Here is an 18,741-nt window from a genome sequence, read left to right on the forward strand (position 1 = left end):
TTCATACAAAACAGAAGTGGTATCAAATGACAAGAGGATCATTTAATACCACTTCTTTACTTTACAGAAAAATCGGTATCATAGGATTTCTCTACACTTCATTTTGTGCGGTAGAAGCTATGATTGAAGCTGTAGTTTGCTCCGCCCTATATCTCACAAAAAGTGAAGGACTCTATTTTTTCGGATTCTCGGACTTCTTTTTAAGCCATCCGGAGATGAGAGGGGATACCTGTTTTTTTGATTTGGAGCTTACATACATTCCGATGTGGCCTGTGGGGATACTGTGGGTTTCGATGTCTTTCGTTCCGATATATTGCTCCAGAGGCTTACTGGCAGCGGGAGGAACAATATGATCTTTTTCGGCATAGATGTTTAGGACGGGCATGGTGATGTTTTTGAGATTCACCTGTTTTTGACCTATCATCAGTTCTCCCTTGATCAACTTATTCTTCTTGTAGAGGTCGTTGATAAATTGACGTATGGTTTCTCCCGCCTGTCCCGGGCTGTCAAAGATCCAGTTTTCCATGGTCAAAAAATTGTGCATTACATCGGGCTTGTCGAAGTCGTCGATCAGGTTGAGATACTTACTTATCATGAGAGAGATGGGTTTTAAGGTCAAAAATCCGTTGTTCATAAAGTCTCCGGGGATCACTCCATAGGCATCGACCATTTTGTCGATATTCAAGTCTTTGCTCCAACGGAAGAGAAGACCGTCATCGGTTGAAAAATCAACAGGAGCGACCATGGTTATGAGGGAATTTACATTTTCGGGATGAAGGGCACTGTAGATCAACGATAGGGTACCGCCTTGACACACTCCGAGAATATTTATCTTCTTACTTCTGGAATCGTTTTTTACCGCTTCGACCGCATTGTCAATATATTCCTCAATGTAATCTTCTAATGTCAGGTACATATCTTCGTGTGTAGGATAGCCCCAATCGATGATATACAAGTCATGACCGTCATTGAGCATACTTTCGACAAAGCTGTTGCCTTCCTGAAGATCCATCATCGTCTCACGGTTTACCAGGGCATAGATAATCAGGGTAGGGATGGAAGAGATATCTTTTTTCAGAGGTTTGTAGCGGTAGAGTCTCATCTTGTCCTCCGCATAGATTTCTGTCTTTTTGGAAAACCCGGGCTTTGTGTCGTTTAAATGCATCATGGTTTCAAAACCTTCCAGAAACTTTTTTTGTATTTTGATGTTGTCTTCGAAATTTTTTTTCCAATCATAGACCTTGCACATATAGTTTCTCCTTTTTGTTGTAATATTAAGGAAAAAACTGCTTTCTCCGCATCAAGGGTTCAAGGGTGGAGAGAAAAGGCAGTTTTTTCCTTTTAAGTTTAAATTCTTCCAAATGAAGAGGTGATGTATTTTTTTCTTGGTTTTGAGGAAGGATGTTCTTTCTACACGTTGTCCTCTTCATCACGTTTAGATTTGGACTGAGATTGCTTTTGTGTTTTTTTAGAACTTCTCACTTCTTTTTTCAAATCATAGATGGTCTTGTACAGACTGTCCATCTCGCTTCGGGTTACCAAAGGGGTTTCTTCAAGGTATTTTTCGGTCAGTTTTTGCATCTCCATCTTGTAGTCCATCGCTACGGAAGAAATTTGTCCCAAAAGTTTGGAATATTCAGGAGTTGCGAAGTAGGATTCCAAGATACGCTCCAATTCCGTGGTCCAGTATTTGTAGAACTCGCTGAATGATTTCGGTTGACTTCCTTTTTCCGCCATTTCAAAATACTTTCTGATGATGTCATCGATGTTTTCGTTTTGTACTGCCAAGATTCGTGTTGTAAAATCAATCCCCAGTAACAACATATCGATATAGGTATCGAAGGTCTTGTTCTGCTGTTCGATCAATTCCTTGTTGATTCCGAAGGAAGGCGATAGAAGAACGGCTCCGAAAGTCTTATCAAATTGCTCCCTCCAAAGTTCAAAGAATGATCCCAGCTTGGTTTTGTCGTCAAGCACTCCCTCCACAAAGAGGTCTCTCAAGTTGGAGTAGTTATTCATCCAAGGAGTATAAAAATCAATTCCGGTATCGATATAGGTCTTAAACAGATCGAAGGAATTTTTCATAAGAGGCTGGAACTCCTGCGGTAGAAGAGGAATTACCATGTCTTTAAAAATCGGACTGTATTTTTCGACAAGCATAGAGGAAAACTTTCTGATCTCGTCGGTCGTCGGTTTTACATTGGATCGCTCCAACTCTTTCCATAACTGATACATATTCAAATAGTAGGTGTTGGCATTCATCATTTTTTCAAAGAGATCCTTCGCAGCCGGAGAAAAGGTTTTTCCGATTTCAAGCGGGTTGTAGTATTGCTTGAACTTGTCGAAGTATTCGTTCAGTGATTTTTGATTTTCGCTCCATTGGTTCATATCCACAAAAGGAAACGGCATGTTTGAGAAGTTCGGGTTTTGTTGCATCATATTGGAGAGAAAATTCATATAGTTTTTTTGAAAGTTCATAAATTGTTCGAACATTCCCGGGTCAAAAGAAGAAGGATTAAAATAATCAAACCATGTCTTGGTTTGATCTCCCGAGGGTTTTGCACTCATAAGGTCCATATAGTTTTTTTGCATCTCGAGAAAATCTCCCATTGCTTTGTAATAAGGGTTCTCGTTTGCTTGAGTCATATTCTTGTACAGGTCCTGCCACATAGTCATCATGTTTTTTTGAGATTCTGCCATACTTTTGAAGAAATCGTTGTTCATAGTACTGTTCCTCCCGAATCATCCAATGAAATATCGTTACATCTTTTTGATAACCGCCTGTCCCGAGATAACCTTTGTTTTTCCGTCTTCCTTCGTTACGGAGGTTTCCAGGACCAGGATTCGCTTATCGTCATTTTTTGATACCACTTTTACTTCCGCTGTACATTCTTCCCCAAAGTAGACGGGTTTTAAAAACTCCAAACTCTGTTTCAGATAGATGGATCCCTCGCCCGGGAGTTTTGTTCCGAGCACGGATGAAATCAATGATGACACCAACATTCCATGGACAATATTTTTCTTAAAGACGGTGTGTTCTGCATATTGTTTGTCTAAATGGATCGGGTTGTTATCTGTGGAAAGGTCGGCAAAATCTACGACATCTTCTTCGAAAAAACATTTCGATACCGTTGCAGAGTCTCCTACTTTGATTTTGTTATAATCCATCGGATTACCTCCTCTTTTCAAAAAACATCTCGCTCATTTGAGAATAAAAAACAATATGTCTTGAAAAAACATCGATGCACTTAAAACTGTCGTCCGTGATGTTTGAAATTGTATAGAAAAACGCACGTTGTTAGGGGAAAGAAGGTGAGCGGTCATAAACAGAGTGGTTTGAATTTGTTGTTGTTAATTACATTATACATTATATTCTGTATTTTTACAATAAATTTTTTAGAATAATAAAATAAAAATAAAAACAGTATGAGAAATATTTAATATATTTGTGTTTTGTTCTAAAGCGGGATGGGTACGCTTCACAAGTGAAAGGAAGTATGTGATACAATCAGAAGGAACATCCTGTGTTGTCAATAAGACAACGATGTTCCTTTTTTTTACGCTATGGCAATACCACATAATTTGAAAAAACATCTTATACTATTATCTGTTGCATTGCCTCGTTATCTGTATGAGTATGTTTCAACACGGGACTCGGATATGAAAGTCAAAAACAAAGAACGATAACTCTGCTCTCGAGAGCAGGCAAGGCTTGCGATCGATTGAAAAATCCGACAGCGGAGCAATGCGTAGAAGAGAAGGGGAAACGCAGTGAATGACGAAGTTTGCTAAGCCGTTGCGAACGGATGAAACATATAAATCAGCTGTTTGAGCCTTGGAAAGTTCCGATGCTATGGTTCACGACTTGGTGTTCGGCTCCAAAACCGTCCTCGTTCCGTTTGCACTTTCATTTACTATCAATTCCGATTTATCTCCATACCTCCCATACACCTGACATTTTAATTGGGTTTTAGTATAAAACCATACTTTATATGAAGAGTATATCTTCCGGAACTGTTCATTTTATCAACGTTCCGTTATCCATAAATTAAGGCGAAAGAGCCGGATGCCTTTGTGCGGTATTTCTTTTATGAAACAAAAGATCTCAAGAAGATTGGCCTTCGCATAGAGAACGGTCCGCTATTTTGTGATAAGGAGGTCTTATCTTAGTGAGATTCAAGGGAAGAGACTGCCTGTTTTAAGACTTCTCCAATTCGACCGTGGATCAGAAGGTCGGCGCGGCTGTCGTAGGGAGTGGGATCCATATTGATCAGCACGAGTTTGTTGCCGCGGTAGTACCTTGTCAAAGAGGCTGCGGGATAGACTTGCAGCGAAGTGCCTCCGACGATGAGCACATCGCAGTCGTTGACGGCTTGGATGGAACGCTCGAGGACCTCCATATCCAGAGCTTCTTCATAGAGGGTGACAACGGGCTTTACGATGTTGTTACAGAGCTTGCAGTAAGGGATATCTTCGAAGGAGCAGATATAGTCCAAGTCATATTCCTCATTGCAGGCCATACAGCGGTTGTTTCGAACACTTCCGTGCAGTTCCAAAACCCTGACGGAGCCGGCATCCTGGTGGAGGCCGTCAATGTTTTGGGTGATAACGGCTTTGAGTTTTCCCAAGTTTTCAAGTTTTGCAAGTGCCTTGTGTGCCTCGTTGGGTCTTGCTTCGGGATAGAGCATCTTGTCCCTGTAAAAACGAAAGAAATCCTTCGTATGCGAGTGAAAGAATGTCCTGCTCAAGATCATCTCCGGGGAGAACTTGCCGTAGGTTGTGGAATAAAGGCCAACAGAGCTTCTAAAATCAGGGATATTGCTCTCGGTCGAAACTCCCGCTCCGCCGAAAAACACAAGGTTGTCCGATTCCTGTATCCACTTGATCAACGTTTTTAAGGCTTCCATAATAACTCCTTTCTATTGACATCAAGAACAAATATACAAAAAATTACGAATTATACCTATATTTTATCATATTTCTTAAAGAATCGGTTGACATAATGCAAAAAAAATTGCACTATAGTAGTAAGACCTTGAAGCGGTTTTGCACTCCACAAGGAACGAGCGTACAGGGAAGACTTCTTATCTCTGTTTGTATGCGGGAACGAAGCTTGATGTTCCAGCCGGAGCCGTTCTTGGCAGTCCGACAATGGTATGGTTGTACAAGAGGTTGTTTTTCTGTGACAACATCTTGTACACGTTTTTCATCGTGGGAGGATGCAATGCGACTTTTGTCATCGGAAAATCAATCTGTAACGGAGCTTGGAACGAAAAAATGAAGTTGTAACCAAGGAGGGATTTCGTTGAATTTTGAATTGCAGTTAAAACAGACACAGAAGATGATATTGACCCGGGAATTGAAGCAATCACTGGAAATCTTACAAATGAATTCCTTTCAACTCCAAGAACATATCACAAGAGAAGTCGAAGAAAATCCTCTGTTGGAGGCTTCGCCCAAAGACGATGCGGACTGGGAAAACTACATCAAAGACATTCAAAAACACAATCTGATACGTTACGAAAAAGAAGAAAGTTACAACAATGACTATAACCCCGAAAACTATATTGTGGGAAAAGTAACTTTGTATGAGCATATTCAAGAGGAACTCTCGATGATTGACTTTGATCGTGAGCAGCGATATATCGCCGAGGATATCGTAAGGCAGTTGGATGATGACGGGTATTTTCGTATCGATGTTGAAGAATATTGTGAAAGCAGAGGCATATCTCGGGAAAAATTCGAAGAGGTCCTCTTTAAAATCCAAATGGTAGAACCGATCGGGATCGGCGCGAGAAGTTTGGAAGAAGCACTCCTGCTTCAATTGAAGGCAAGGAATTTGAACGATAAGGTTTTGATCGACATCGTACAAAACGATCTCTCTCTCGTCGCAGACCGAAAATTTCCCGAATTGGAGAAGAAATATCGTCTCTCCTCCAAGGCTTTGGCGGATCACATCGACATTATCAGGACCTTGGAACCCAAGCCCGGCAGGAATTTCAGTGCTGAGGATACCAACTATATTGTACCCGATGTCTTTGTCGAGATACAGAACGAAGAAGTCGATGTGTTCTTTAATGAATACAGTGTTCCAAGTATCTATATCTCATCTTTGTTTACCAAGGAACTTCTCCACGGAAACGATAAGGAGACCAAGGATTATATCAAGGACCGGCTCAACAAAGCGAACCTTTTGATTAAGAACATTGAGCAGAGGAAGAATACCGTGCTCAAAATTGCCAAAGCGATCGTAGAAACTCAGCTGGCATTTTTCACACAGAAAAACGCCCTGATCTCTCCCATGTTAATGAAAGACATTGCAACTTTTACGGGATTTCATGAATCTACCGTATCAAGAACCGTGAACGGGAAGTACATGATGACCCCCAAAGGCCTGTACGAATTTCGATTCTTCTTCTCGGGCAGAATCGAAGGACAGGACGGAACATCGTATTCCAATATCGATGTCAAGAAAGAGATTAAGCGCCTTATTGATGAAGAGGACAAGGTATCTCCCTTAAGCGATCAAAAGATCGCGAATCTTCTCTTGGAAAAGGAGATCGCGGTTTCCAGAAGAACGATTGCCAAATACAGGGAAGAGATGGAAATAGCCTCTTCGTCCAAGAGAAAAGAGTTGAGAAGGTAGAAAGGGGTGGAGAAGTGAAGATAAAAGACTACAAGACCATGATCTCCATCCTGTTGGAGATGATCGATGACGGGGTACACATCATCGATAAGGAAGGTAAAACGTTTATCTATAACAATTCGATGGCGGAGATTGAAAATATGAGAGCTTCCGAAGTGCTGGGAAAACCTTTTCAAAGTGTATTCGGAACTTTGGATAAGAGCAACAGTACCTTGCTTAAGGCACTTGACAGAGGGGAGAAGACCCTTAACGAGAAGCAACATTACCAAAACACCGACGGGAAAGAGATTGTAACGGTCAACAGTACCGTTCCCTTTTTTGTGGATGGAGAGGTTGTGGCTGCAATCGAAGTTGCTCAAAACATAACCAAGATCCAAGCAATGTCCGACACGATATTGGAACTCCAAAAAGGGATCAAGCAGCCGACGAAGTTGATAGAGAACAAAATCAAGAACTATCGGTTTCATAACATCATCGGGAAGAATCGGAAGTTTAAAAAAATGATTGAAGTTGCCAAAAAGGCGGCAGATTCATCGGCAACGGTCCTGATCTATGGAGAGACGGGAACAGGAAAAGAACTGATTGCTCAAAGTATTCATTTTGACGGAGAAAGAAGAAAGGCTCCTTTTTTGGCACAAAACTGTGCCGCTCTTCCGGGTTCTCTATTGGAAGGGATTCTCTTCGGAACGGAAAAGGGAGGTTTTACCGGAGCAATCGATCGAGAAGGACTCTTCGAACAGGCAAACGGAGGAACCCTCCTTCTCGACGAGATCAATTCCATGTCCTATGACCTTCAAGCCAAGCTCCTTCGGGTTCTTCAAGAGGGTTATGTCCGCAGAGTAGGGGGCAAGAAGGATATTCCCCTCGATGTGAGGATCATCGCAACGACGAATGAGGAGCCGAAAAGTCTGGTAGAGAAGGGGATTATCCGAAGAGACCTCTATTATCGCCTCAACATCATTCCAATCACCATCCCTGCACTTCGTGAGCGAAAAGATGATATCCTTCTGCTTGCAGATAAGTTTGTAGAAAAATACAACAAAAAATACAGGAAGGAAATATGGATGATAGCGGAAGAAGCCAAGGAAAAACTTCTTCGTTATGACTACCCGGGCAATGTAAGAGAATTGGAGAATGTGATTATGGCAGCTCTGTCGATGATCGATTCCGAACACATTCTTACAGCGGACAGAATCAACGTCGAAGAGGACAGCTCCCCTATGAGTTCCTATTTCGATAAAGACGAGATTATCTCGGAGATAGGGCTGGATGCCTTTATGGACGAGATTGAAAAGAAGGCGATTTTAAATGCCCTCCAAAACAACAACAACAATGTGTCGAGAGCGGCAAAAGAATTGAGGATCAAACGCCAAACCCTACAACATAAGATAAAAAAATTTAAGTTGGATTGAGCTTTAAACTGAAAGAACCAAAGGTACGACATTTGCCGATATGAAAAATATACTTTGTGCGATACCGGATAATTCTAAAAAACAGAGAGAAACCGGCTTCATACGAAAATAAAACTGTTGAAAATGTTCATTTCACAAGATATTTGTACTGTATAAAACAACGACGAAATCAAGATGTAACTTTGTGCGATATTGCTCTTGTTCCCATACGATATTTCCACGATATGTGCGGACAAACTATAGAGTAAAACCGATTTGCACAGAGAGCGGTAATACTATTCTCCGATAGAAGTGAGGCTGTATCCATGCCTGCAAGCGATCTATTTTATCACTGATAACACAAAGTATGCTGATATAAATGCTTCAAATGAATAACAGTGTAACGACACGTTGAAATTCATAGTAATCTTGACTTTTATATGAACCCTTTTGGTTCATAACCAAGACCAAGAAATAAAGACAAATATCAACATATCAACAAAATAGTATAAAACCAATTCAAATAGAAGGAAGACAAAACCATGGAGACAAAAAAGAACTTTAAAATAGGATTGAGGGTCTGGAAGACGGTCGTTGCGGTTGCCGTCACGGCTCTTGTAATGAAATATATTTTTAAGGAAACCCCCTTCTTCGGCTGTATAGGAACCACGGTGGCGGTGGGGCGCTCAGGGAAGGAATCGCTTCGCAACGCTCTGATCCGTAATGTAGGCACTCTCGTAGGAGGTGTAATAGGGATTGCAATGACCTTTGTAACCGATAACATCTTGATCTGCTCTTTGGGAGTGATCCCCGTCATCCTGATCAACTACCATCTCAAGCTGGAGGATTCAATCGTCCCCGGATGTATCGTCTACTTTGCCGTGGTCTACTTGATGGGAGAAACCGGAGAAGCTCATATCTATGCGGTGCGTAGAATATTTCACACCTTTGTGGGAACGGGAATCGGTCTTGCCGTCAACCTTATCCTGCAACCGCCTCCCTTCCATCATCATCACGAAAAGTCAAAAAAATAAAGAGAAGAAGGATGGGTCCTGCGCTTTTTCTGAAGCAGTGACAGGATCATTCTGCGTTTAAAATGCCGGATATATAGGGAAGTACCTCTTATAGAAATGTGAAAAGAAGGGGAACGATCCGCAATTAGAAGCTGTATAGAGAAGTTGTTGTAAGAAAACAGATGACTAACACAGGTAAAGAAGCGCGAGTTATACCTATAAAACTAAGTTGAAATGTGGTATAATTATAAAAATAAATGGAGTATTAGGGAGAGTTGAATAATGCTTGCTTATAAAGACATAATGGAAGAAAAGATTGATTGTGTAAAGGATTTATGGGAGAAAAATAGGCTTTACCATAAAGAAAATTCCAATGATTTTTCGACCGATTATGATGCTTTGAGTTTTAATGAGAGAATGAAAGTCTTATTCAATAAATCTAAAATGAGAAAAATAACAATTGTAGAGAATGAAGAAAAACAAGTTGTAGCTTATTGTATGTCAATAATAAGTGAAACAAAATCAAGTGAAATTGCAACATTATATGTAGATGAAAATTACAGAAGAGCAGGGATAGGGAAAAAGCTTTTGCAACTTCATATTAAGTGGTTTGAAGAAAATAATATAATCGATGTTGGAGTAGAAGTTTTACATAACAATTTTTCTGCGATAAGTTTGTATGAGAATATCGGATTAAGAAAAGATACTATGAAAATGAGAATCCCGGCAAATAAGCTTGAATTTATAGGACAGGAATATGAAGATATCAGAAGTTAATGAAAATAAAAAACAATTCATGGAGCTTCTTTTTCTTGCTGATGAACAAGAAGAAATGATTGATAGATATATTGATAGAGGAACGATGTTTGTTTTAGATGATAATGGTATTAAAGCTGAGTGTGTTGTTACTGATGAGGGAAACGGAATTCTTGAAATAAAAAATATTGCCACTAATCCAAGATTTCAGGGGATGGGTTATGGCAGAGCTTTAATTGATTTTATCGTTAATAAATATAGGGATCGATTTTCTATATTACAAGTTGGTACAGGAGATAGTCCTGCAACTATCGGTTTTTATGTAAAGTGTGGATTTTCTCACTCACATATTATTAAAGATTTTTTTATAGACAATTATGATCATCCCATTTATGAAAGTGGTATTAAATTGGTAGATATGATTTATTTAAGGAAAAATTTGAAAATACCGAATAATTAAAAAAATGCACAATCTATTTTATATGAAGGATGAAATTCTTAAAACTTTTGATTTGACAAACTTTTGTTGCTTGTAAACTCAAAGGGATATTAAGATCTTGCCTTTATGCGATGTTTCTATAGAATATATCATCGCCGAAAATCGATTTGTGACGGTTTATACTATTCTCCAACAGAAGTAAGGAGGTATCTATTTTTCGACCGTGAAAATTGTTTATCCTCTATGGGTCACAGATCGTTTATTCTACAACTCAAAGAAATAATAGTATCAAAGTATACAACAAAAAAACGTCTATGCTCTCCAAAACGGGAACATAGACGTTTTTATATGAAAGGATGTTTGAATATCTTCCTCTTTGTGAAGTATGAGGTGTTTTTTTTTGCAATAGGATCTTCTTGCGGACAGTTTTTATTTTACGACAAGGTTCAGGATCTTTCCGGGAACGTAGATCTGTTTGACGATCTGCTTTCCTTCAACGAAGCCCCTGACGCTGTCGACCCCGCTCATAGAAGAGAGAGCTTCTTCCTGTGAGGCATCCTTGGAAATCGTCATCTTCCCTCTTACCTTTCCGTTGATTTGTATCGGAATCTCTACGATTTCGTCGATCGTCTTGCTCTCATCCCAAGAAGGCCAGGAGGCATCGTCCATCTGACCGTCGTAGTTCTGCAACTCCCAGATTTCACAGCAGATGTGAGGAGCGATGGGGTAGAGTAAGGTGATAAAGTCCTGAAGTTCTTTTTTTGTGATAAACTTATCGTCGTAGAACTCGTTAATCGCTGTCATCAATGCCGCTATCGCCGTGTTGAACTTGACCTGTTCGAAGTCTTCACTCACCTTTTTGATTGTCTTGTGCATAAGAGATTGATGTTTTTCGCTGTAACTGTCCTCGGGCTTCAGCATATCCTGTAACTTCCATACGCGGTCGAGAAATCTCTTGCATCCCTTAACACTGCTGTCGGACCAGACTGCCGAACGTTCGTAGTCTCCGATAAACATAATATAGGTCCGAAGCGTATCGGCGCCGTAGTTGTCGATAATCTCGTTGGGGTTGATGACATTGCCTCTGGACTTGGACATTTTTTCGCCGTCGGGTCCGAGGATCAACCCTTGAGCAGTACGCTTCTTGTAGGGTTCCGGGTAGGAAACGACCCCGATATCATAGAGAAAGCGATGCCAAAATCTCGAATAGATCAGGTGGCGACTGACATGCTCCATTCCTCCGTTGTACCAATCGACGGGCCCCCAATAATCGAGTGCTTCTTTGGAAGCAAGTTTCTCATTGTTGTGAGGATCCATATACCTCAGGAAGTACCAGGAAGAACCTGCCCATTGGGGCATGGTGTCGGTTTCTCTTTTTGCAGGCTCTCCACAGACGGGACAAGTTACGTTCACCCATTCTTCGATGTTTGCAAGAGGAGATTCTCCCGTATCCGTCGGCTTGTACTCCTTTACATCGGGCAAGGTAACCGGCAGGTCTTCTTCAGGAACGGGAACCATTCCACAATGTTCACAGTGAATAATCGGAATCGGTTCTCCCCAGTACCTCTGACGGTTGAACGCCCAGTTCTTCATCTTATAGTTTGTCTTGCGGATTCCGAGCTTATGTTCTTCGAGATAGTCTGTAACTGCTTCTTTTGCCTCTTTTACCGTCAGACCGTTAAAGGGACCGGAATTGGTCACGATATCGTCGAGGGCGGTCAGATAACACTCGTTTTGCACATCTTCACATTCGACGGTGGGAACAATGGGGATGTCGAATTTCTTGGCAAACTCCCAGTCGCGAGAATCGTGAGCGGGGACCGCCATAATGGCACCTGTTCCGTAGCCCATCATAACATAATCCGAGATCCAAATGGGAACCTCCTCTTTGCTGATCGGATTGATTACGCTCAGTCCCTTGACCTCAACTCCCGTCTTGTCCTTTGCAAGCTGCACGCGCTCAAACTCGGTTTTTTTGGTTGCGAGTTCTTGATACGCCTTGACCTCGTCAAGGTTTTGTATGGAGGATTCATATTTTTTCAAATAAGGATGTTCGGGAGCCATAACCATAAAGGTGGCACCGAAGATGGTGTCGGGTCTTGTCGTAAAGACGGTCAACACATCGTCGCTGTCTTTGATCGGAAAGTCGACCTGTGCACCGTGGCTTCGTCCTATCCAATTTTCCTGCTCCAACTTGATGCGGGGAAGAAAATCCAAATCTTCCAGCCCGTCCAGGAGCTTGTCCGCATATTCTCTGATCTTAAGGAACCATACATCCTTCTCCATTTGGACAACTTCGCTGTCGCAACGATCACAGACACCGTTTTGAGACTCCTCGTTGGCAAGCACCACCTTACAATGGTTGCAGAAGTTTACATAAGTCTTGTCCTTGTAAGCCAGACCGTGCTTATACATTTGGAGAAAGATCCACTGCGTCCACTTGAAATAGTTCGGATCGGTCGTATCCACGGTTCTGTTCCAATCGAAGGAATAGCCCGTCGCCTTGAGTTGTTCGGAAAAAATTTCGATGTTTCGATCGGTAACGTCGCGAGGATGTTCTCCGGTTTGCATCGCATAATTTTCCGTCGGCAGACCGAAGGCATCCCAACCAATGGGGAAGAGGACGTTGTATCCTTCCAATCTTCTCTTTCTGGAGAGCACTTCCAAAGAAGTGTAGGCACGGATATGTCCGACGTGAAGTCCCGCACCTGAGGGATAGGGGAACTCGATCAGGTTATAGAACTTGGGTTTGGAAGGATCGATCTCCGATTTGAAAGTCTGATGATCTTCCCAATGTTTCTGCCATTTTTTTTCAATTTGATTCGGATTGTAATCCATGGTAAAAACCTCCTTAAAAATAGAATAAAACATAGGTGCCGCCTCGTATTCGACCAATGATACAAACTTTGAAAACGGTATAAAAAAACCTCCGTCTCCAAATATAGAGACGAAGGATCGCGGTACCACTCTAATTGTCGGATGGATACATCCGACCGCTTAAACTATTTAACGCATAAGTTACGCCCGGGATTAGCCGGGTTGCTCCAAGACGAGTTCAAACCGTCCCATCGTCATCTTCCAGCAACCGATGACTCTCTGAGGATGATCGGGGTTCTACTACTTCTTATCACAGCAAATGTTACTACCTATGATAACAAACTATGTGCAGGAAATCAACATAAAAGTAAAAATTGAAGTGAATTTCAGAGAGTTCACAACCGTTGACTTCCTCCGAGCGTTGAATATTTTGCATCATATAAAGCAAACTCCCACCAAAATCTTCTTCCGATACGGCGGAACCTATGAAGGGAAATCGCAGACACAAACCTATCCTTCGCGGTAGAAGAGCACGGGTTCCAAGTCCGAAGTATGGATCATTCGAACCTCCCCCTTCGCCTCCAAGTGGACCAGATGCGCCATTGCTTCTCCGCAGGCAAACCACTTCTGGTTGGGAGGAAAACTCTCGAAGTCCTTTGCACGAAAATCCCAGTGCATACGACTTGCGACTTCCGTGGCGGTCTTTTTGCCTCCGTCCGCGAGAATGTTTCGGATGTCGTTCAGCCTGTCCTCGTGATGAGCGATCAGCTCGTCGATCCTCTTCCTGTGATCGTGGACGACGACCCTGTGGGAAGGAAAGACGATATCGACATCCATCCGGTAGACCTTCTCCAGACTGTTCAGGTAAGTTCCCAAAATATCTCCGTATTCAAACCTCCAAAAGCTGATGTTCGGCGTGATCTTATCGAGAATGTGATCTCCGGAAAACAGAAGTTTGTGAGTTCTCTCGTACAAGGCGGTGTGATCCGGAGTATGTCCCGGGACCGAAATGACCTCAAGACGGTAATCGCCTACGGAGAGTACATCGCCTTCCTTGACGGGAATGATATCCACCGGATGTTTGGGTCCGTAGAGAACGGCGGGGTGGTGATCAAAAAAATGGCCGTCATTTTCAAGTCCCAAAAATTCGGGTCGGTATTGATGGGTCGTGAAATAGTCCTTGTTCGCCATAGAATTGATGTAGTCCGCATCAATCTTGCTGCAATAAATCTTTCCGCCGAAACGCTCCTGAAACTTGTAGCATAGACCCGTATGATCCGCATGTAAGTGAGTAAGATAGAGATCGACCCTTCCTGCTTGGAGAGAGAGTTCATCAAATTGAGCAAAGAAGGCCTCCTCACTTTCGGGATGGTCGAAGCCCGTGTCAATGACGAGAGATCGCTCCTCTCCCTTGATGATATAGGAATTGATGGACTTCAAGGGGGACTTGGGCAAAATCACATCTCCTGCGAAAATGTTTTTGTATAGTTCTTTCATAGTTGGATTCTCCTTTGTAGTATTATTCATTTAAAACATTAATACCAAAGTATTGACTCATAATTCGAGACATCGTCATACAATCCGTTTTATACCGATGTTAAAATTCTTGAATATACTGATTTGAGCAACTTTCAGATTTTATAAACCCAAAGAAAAAATCAGGAGCTCGCCCTTGTGAGGTGCCTCCTTAATCCGCGTATCTTATGGCCGCTCAAATAATTTTTGTATTTGTAGAGATGGACATAACCGCTCTTACATCGCAGAACAAAATGAAAATCGAACCGAAAGAAATACTGTGTAACCGTTTGAGGGAAAAACAGATCCTCATCGTTCGAAGAACGAAGATGTTCACACTCGATCAGACCGTTATCCCGTAAATCGACAACAAGCTCTGACGGAAAAATGCAATCGTTGGACAAGTGATTGGCATGGTCCGTCTTCAAAAAGGGTTTCTTTAAAGTTTTAATTTTTTTGTGAACAAGAATTCAAAAATGTCGATAAAACAGTTGAAAAATCAAGTGAACATTTTGATAAAAGCGTTGAAAACACAAGTTTACAGCAAAAAATAATGTTGATGAGTCACTATAGCTATGATACCCTACTTATGGATTAATTAACACTGATTTTCAATTATAAAAAACTATGGGAGGATTGGACATGAAGAAGTTTGTAGCATTACTGGCAGTAGCGGCTTTATCCGTATCTTTGGCAGCCTGCGGAGGACAACAGGCAAGCAACGAACCGGCTCCGGCTGAGCAAACAGCAACCGAGCAACCTGCGGAACAGCCGGCAGAGCAACCTGCGGAGCAGGCAGCAGAGCAGATTTCCTTAGCGGACTGGGAAGGAACTTGGGACGATATGTCACTCTGGTTGGACCTTCCCGAAATTCAGGAAGCTTATAAGACCAAAGCGGACAAAGACGGAAAGACACCTGAGGAAGTTAAGGAAGGTCTTGTTCAAAGAAGAAGATGTGATTTTCACGGTATGGTCATAGAAGGAAACAAAATCAGCTTCTTGGACAATTGGGCTGCAAAGGACGGAAAAGAAACTCAGGCTGTGGAATACGAATTTGTGAAACAACACCTGATCGAAGGCGACGGAAGAACCACCGAATGGGATGAGTTCAAAGCCGTTACGGAAGGAGCCGCTTATCCGGTGCTTGTTATGATGCCTGTACACGGAGAAGAAACCATGACTCACTTCCACCTGAGATACGGCGACAATGCGGAAGCTCTTATCAACATGGAAGAAAAATGGTATCCCACCTTTGTAAAACCGACTACGACAGTGGAACAAATGATTGCCGAAATCGCGGAATAAGAAGAATAAGTTAAGGAGAGACAATGACGAAGAAGAGAAAATTCATACTTGTATTTTCCATCCTCGCAGCATTGTGTCTTAACGCTTGTACACCGAAAGAGACAGAACACAGCGGCAAACCCGTTGTCTATGTCTCTTTTTATCCTATATACGACTTGGTAAGTCAAGTTGCGGGAGACACGGTGGACGTTAGGACTTTTATGCCCATGGATAAGACTCCGCATCTTTGGGAACCCACCCCCAGAGATATCAAACACCTCAAGGACGCCGACCTTCTGGTCGTAAACGGTGCCAACGTGGAGTCGTGGGTCGATCAGGTAAGAGAGAGTCTTCCCGAACTGAAGATCCTGACCCTCTCGGACTATGTCGAATTGATCAGTTACAAAGGAGCTGCGGTAACGGGAGACTTCCAGTATATGTGTCAGTACGATGCACAGGCGGATAAAGAGTATAAGATCGGTTTTGCCCACACTCACGAGGACATTATGAGGGTCACTTTTATAGACAACTCTTCGGGAATGGATTCCAAAGAACTCATCAAGAAGGGGAAGCAGACCATGGAAAAACGAGGCAAACTCATACCCCAAAAAAGCGTGATCGAGGTCGAGGAGGGCAAGGTCTATAACCTTGAGATGAGTCATGAACAAGGCGAGATCTTCTATAAGTTTCCCCAAAATGGAAGATGGGTTTTTATCAGCGACCGGATCTCCGAGCAGTTGTTGCCTTATGACCTGCAAGATTCTTCAACGGGCACCAACCTCGAGACCGAAGTCCTTTTGGAAGGTTCGACCTCCGGTTTGGACAAGATCACCTATGATCCCCACTCGTGGTTGTCCTTGGATAACTCAAAACTGTTTTTGAACGCCATCCATGACACCCTCTGTGAGCTCTATCCGGAACACACCAGAATGTATTATAAGAACAAGGTCAAAACCGTCGATAAGATCAACGATTTGAAGGTCGAATATCAGCCGAAGTTTGCAGCCTTGGACAAAAAGGAGTTTATCACGACCCACTATGCCTATGAGTACCTGGCGAGGGAGTTCGGCTTGGTCCAGTTTCCTCTGCAAGGTCTTGTCTCTACGGAATCTCCGGGACTTAAAACGATAAGAAAGGCCATAGACTACTCTCACAACAAGGGGATCAACACCATCTTCTATGAGTATGGCACCGACCCGAAGTCCGCAGCGACGCTTGCGGAAGAGATAGGAGGAGAGGCGGTCGGTCTGGCCTCGATGGAGTACAAGACGGATATGACAACGGATGAGAGCGTTCATTATCAAGATCTTATGAGGTACAATTTGGAACAGATCTATAAGTCGTTGACAAAGGAGGAAAGATGAATCAAATAGAGATCAAAGACTTGGAATTCGGATATCGACAGGAATCGCTGCTTCGGGGCATCCATCTTTCGGTCCGAAAGGGAGATGTCGTTATGATCGTGGGAGAAAACGGTTCGGGGAAGTCCACCCTTTTGAAACTTCTTCTCGGAGAGCTGAACGCTCAAAAAGGAAGTATCAAACTGTTCGGCAGAGAACTTTCCTCGAACTCCTCCTTTAAAGAAGTCGGATATGTGCCTCAGGTCCAGAGCTTCAATCAGGTAACCTTTCCGATCACCGTCTTGGAACTGGTCGTCCTCAGCTTGTACAGGGAGTTCGGACCGATCAAGATACCGAGGAAGAAGCACAGGGAAAAAGCGATTGAACTTTTAAAGAAGATGGGGCTCGAAAAGTACATCCATACCCCCTTTAATGAACTGTCGGGAGGATTGAAACAAAGGACGATGATCACTCGGGCCCTGATGAATAAGCCCGAAATCCTGATCTTGGACGAACCGACCGCAGGCGTCGACAAGGAGAGCAAGAAGGAGTTTTTGAATTTGATCGAAAAACTCAACAAAGAGCAACACATTACCGTACTCATCGTTACACACGAGGCGGGACTGATGAAGGAGCATATCACAAATACAAGGATATATGAAATGAGAGAGGGGCGGTTGGAAGATGTTGGAATTTAGTTTTATGAGGAATGCTCTTATAGCGGGATTTTTTATCTCCGTCATGGTTCCTCTTATCGGAGTGATCATGGTAAACAGAAGGACCTCCATGGTCGGAGATGCACTCTCCCACACCTCACTTACGGGAGTCGGCATGGGACTGATCTTGGGCTTCGATCCCGTGATAGGAGCCGTGATCATCTGTATTGTCGCCGCCTTCATCATCGAAGGCATCCGCAAGAAATTTCCGCAGTACGGTGATATGGCAACTGCCGTTACGATGAGTACGGGGCTTGGGATTGCGGCGATTCTCTCGGACTTTGCACCGGGCGGAAACGACTTTGAATCCTACCTCTTCGGGAGCATTTCCTCAGTGACCTCCTCGGATCTGCGAAACATCGTCATCATAGCCATTCCGGTCATCTGTGCCTCCCTCGTCTTCTACGCAAGCCTGCTCGACATTTCGATCGATGCCAACTTGGCTCGCCTTTCGGGAGTACCGGTAAAACGTATCAACTCGGTGTTCACCTTTCTCTCGGCGGTAACCATAGCCTTGGCATGCAAGGTCGTAGGTGCCCTTATGGTAGCCTCCCTGATCGTGCTTCCCGTCGCGACCGCCCTCATGGTTGCAAGAAGCTACAAACAGATTTTGCTCACATCTCTTGTTCTGGGAGTCATCTACACCATGGCGGGTATCGTAATCTCCTACTATGTAGATCTCAAACCCGGAGGTGCCATCGTTATCAACGCTGTGATCGGAATGTTCCTTGTAACTGCAGGCAAACGACTGTTCAAAAAGAAGATGTCCGCCTAGGGAAAACAAAGCGTAAGACTTGGAATTACAGCGGACAGCCATATCCCGC

At 42.9% G+C, this 18,741-nt stretch carries 15 protein-coding genes and 1 other annotated feature; of the genes, 9 read left to right on the plus strand and 6 right to left on the minus strand.

The annotated features are described in order from the left end of the window. Positions 1-172: 172 nt before the first annotated feature. From phaC to ACFO4R_RS06465, 4 genes are all read right to left on the minus strand, one after another. On the minus strand, positions 173-1,249 hold the full coding sequence (gene phaC, locus ACFO4R_RS06450) for a class III poly(R)-hydroxyalkanoic acid synthase subunit PhaC (protein ID WP_379788236.1): 1,077 nt from the start codon (positions 1,247-1,249) through the stop codon (positions 173-175). 161 nt (positions 1,250-1,410) lie between these two features. Further along, positions 1,411-2,724 (minus strand): poly(R)-hydroxyalkanoic acid synthase subunit PhaE, encoded by a 1,314-nt coding sequence (locus tag ACFO4R_RS06455; RefSeq protein ID WP_379788237.1) that lies wholly within the window; start codon positions 2,722-2,724, stop codon positions 1,411-1,413. A gap of 36 nt (positions 2,725-2,760) precedes the next feature. Continuing rightward, the gene (locus ACFO4R_RS06460; RefSeq protein ID WP_379788238.1) at positions 2,761-3,168 is read right to left on the minus strand and encodes a MaoC family dehydratase; all 408 of its coding nucleotides are present in this window, start codon (positions 3,166-3,168) and stop codon (positions 2,761-2,763) included. A gap of 998 nt (positions 3,169-4,166) precedes the next feature. Next, complete coding sequence (locus ACFO4R_RS06465) at positions 4,167-4,907, minus strand: NAD-dependent protein deacylase (protein WP_379788239.1); 741 nt, start codon at positions 4,905-4,907, stop codon at positions 4,167-4,169. A gap of 398 nt (positions 4,908-5,305) precedes the next feature. On the opposite strand from ACFO4R_RS06465, the gene rpoN reads away from it, so the two are divergent. The 5 genes from rpoN (at position 5,306) to ACFO4R_RS06490 (ending at position 10,266) form a co-directional block, all read left to right on the plus strand. Next, positions 5,306-6,646, plus strand: coding sequence for an RNA polymerase factor sigma-54 (gene rpoN / locus ACFO4R_RS06470; RefSeq protein ID WP_379788240.1), 1,341 nt, complete (start codon positions 5,306-5,308; stop codon positions 6,644-6,646). 14 nt (positions 6,647-6,660) lie between these two features. Further along, entirely contained in the window at positions 6,661-8,058 is a 1,398-nt protein-coding gene (locus tag ACFO4R_RS06475) for a sigma-54 interaction domain-containing protein (RefSeq protein ID WP_379788241.1), read from the plus strand. A 521-nt stretch (positions 8,059-8,579) separates the two neighbouring features. Next, positions 8,580-9,071: an FUSC family protein gene (locus ACFO4R_RS06480; RefSeq protein WP_379788242.1), complete on the plus strand. Its 492-nt coding sequence runs from the start codon at positions 8,580-8,582 to the stop codon at positions 9,069-9,071. A gap of 261 nt (positions 9,072-9,332) precedes the next feature. Beyond that, complete coding sequence (locus tag ACFO4R_RS06485; protein WP_379788243.1) at positions 9,333-9,827, plus strand: GNAT family N-acetyltransferase; 495 nt, start codon at positions 9,333-9,335, stop codon at positions 9,825-9,827. Next, a complete protein-coding gene (locus tag ACFO4R_RS06490; RefSeq protein ID WP_379788244.1) occupies positions 9,808-10,266 on the plus strand; it encodes a GNAT family N-acetyltransferase in 459 nt (152 codons plus the stop codon). The genes ACFO4R_RS06485 and ACFO4R_RS06490 overlap by 20 nt, the downstream gene beginning before the upstream one ends. Before the next feature lie 408 nt (positions 10,267-10,674). On the opposite strand, the gene leuS is transcribed toward ACFO4R_RS06490, so the two are convergent. Then, positions 10,675-13,116, minus strand: coding sequence for a leucine--tRNA ligase (gene leuS / locus ACFO4R_RS06495; RefSeq protein WP_379788245.1), 2,442 nt, complete (start codon positions 13,114-13,116; stop codon positions 10,675-10,677). A gap of 69 nt (positions 13,117-13,185) precedes the next feature. Further along, positions 13,186-13,385 (minus strand) — a binding site (T-box leader). A gap of 187 nt (positions 13,386-13,572) precedes the next feature. Then, complete coding sequence (locus ACFO4R_RS06500; RefSeq protein WP_379788246.1) at positions 13,573-14,559, minus strand: MBL fold metallo-hydrolase; 987 nt, start codon at positions 14,557-14,559, stop codon at positions 13,573-13,575. Between the two features lie 660 nt (positions 14,560-15,219). Here ACFO4R_RS06500 and ACFO4R_RS06505 point away from each other — a divergent pair. The 4 genes from ACFO4R_RS06505 to ACFO4R_RS06520 are packed head-to-tail and all read left to right on the plus strand — an operon-like array spanning position 15,220 to position 18,692. After that, positions 15,220-15,882 (plus strand): ZinT/AdcA family metal-binding protein, encoded by a 663-nt coding sequence (locus tag ACFO4R_RS06505; protein WP_379788247.1) that lies wholly within the window; start codon positions 15,220-15,222, stop codon positions 15,880-15,882. Positions 15,883-15,905: 23 nt separating this feature from the next. After that, positions 15,906-17,225 (plus strand): metal ABC transporter substrate-binding protein, encoded by a 1,320-nt coding sequence (locus tag ACFO4R_RS06510; protein ID WP_379788248.1) that lies wholly within the window; start codon positions 15,906-15,908, stop codon positions 17,223-17,225. Continuing rightward, positions 17,222-17,899: a metal ABC transporter ATP-binding protein gene (locus ACFO4R_RS06515; protein WP_379788249.1), complete on the plus strand. Its 678-nt coding sequence runs from the start codon at positions 17,222-17,224 to the stop codon at positions 17,897-17,899. The genes ACFO4R_RS06510 and ACFO4R_RS06515 overlap by 4 nt, the downstream gene beginning before the upstream one ends. After that, the gene (locus ACFO4R_RS06520) at positions 17,886-18,692 is read left to right on the plus strand and encodes a metal ABC transporter permease (RefSeq protein WP_379788250.1); all 807 of its coding nucleotides are present in this window, start codon (positions 17,886-17,888) and stop codon (positions 18,690-18,692) included. Before ACFO4R_RS06515 ends, ACFO4R_RS06520 begins: the two co-directional genes overlap by 14 nt. The last annotated feature ends 49 nt before the right edge of the window (positions 18,693-18,741 follow it).

This window comes from Filifactor villosus (genome assembly GCF_042652965.1).
Lineage (GTDB): Bacteria > Bacillota > Clostridia > Peptostreptococcales > Filifactoraceae > Filifactor > Filifactor villosus.

Bases quoted from the DNA above. Each gene is read 5' to 3' on its own strand.
- phaC (WP_379788236.1), bottom strand. From the start codon at position 1,249: ATGTGCAAGGTCTATGATTGGAAAAAAAATTTCGAAGACAACATCAAA.
- ACFO4R_RS06455 (WP_379788237.1), bottom strand. From the start codon at position 2,724: ATGAACAACGATTTCTTCAAAAGTATGGCAGAATCTCAAAAAAACATG.
- ACFO4R_RS06460 (WP_379788238.1), bottom strand. From the start codon at position 3,168: ATGGATTATAACAAAATCAAAGTAGGAGACTCTGCAACGGTATCGAAA.
- ACFO4R_RS06465 (WP_379788239.1), bottom strand. From the start codon at position 4,907: ATGGAAGCCTTAAAAACGTTGATCAAGTGGATACAGGAATCGGACAAC.
- ACFO4R_RS06480 (WP_379788242.1), top strand. From the start codon at position 8,580: ATGGAGACAAAAAAGAACTTTAAAATAGGATTGAGGGTCTGGAAGACG.
- ACFO4R_RS06485 (WP_379788243.1), top strand. From the start codon at position 9,333: ATGCTTGCTTATAAAGACATAATGGAAGAAAAGATTGATTGTGTAAAG.
- ACFO4R_RS06490 (WP_379788244.1), top strand. From the start codon at position 9,808: ATGAAGATATCAGAAGTTAATGAAAATAAAAAACAATTCATGGAGCTT.
- leuS (WP_379788245.1), bottom strand. From the start codon at position 13,116: ATGTTTTATTCTATTTTTAAGGAGGTTTTTACCATGGATTACAATCCG.
- ACFO4R_RS06500 (WP_379788246.1), bottom strand. From the start codon at position 14,559: ATGAAAGAACTATACAAAAACATTTTCGCAGGAGATGTGATTTTGCCC.
- ACFO4R_RS06505 (WP_379788247.1), top strand. From the start codon at position 15,220: ATGAAGAAGTTTGTAGCATTACTGGCAGTAGCGGCTTTATCCGTATCT.
- ACFO4R_RS06510 (WP_379788248.1), top strand. From the start codon at position 15,906: ATGACGAAGAAGAGAAAATTCATACTTGTATTTTCCATCCTCGCAGCA.
- ACFO4R_RS06515 (WP_379788249.1), top strand. From the start codon at position 17,222: ATGAATCAAATAGAGATCAAAGACTTGGAATTCGGATATCGACAGGAA.
- ACFO4R_RS06520 (WP_379788250.1), top strand. From the start codon at position 17,886: ATGTTGGAATTTAGTTTTATGAGGAATGCTCTTATAGCGGGATTTTTT.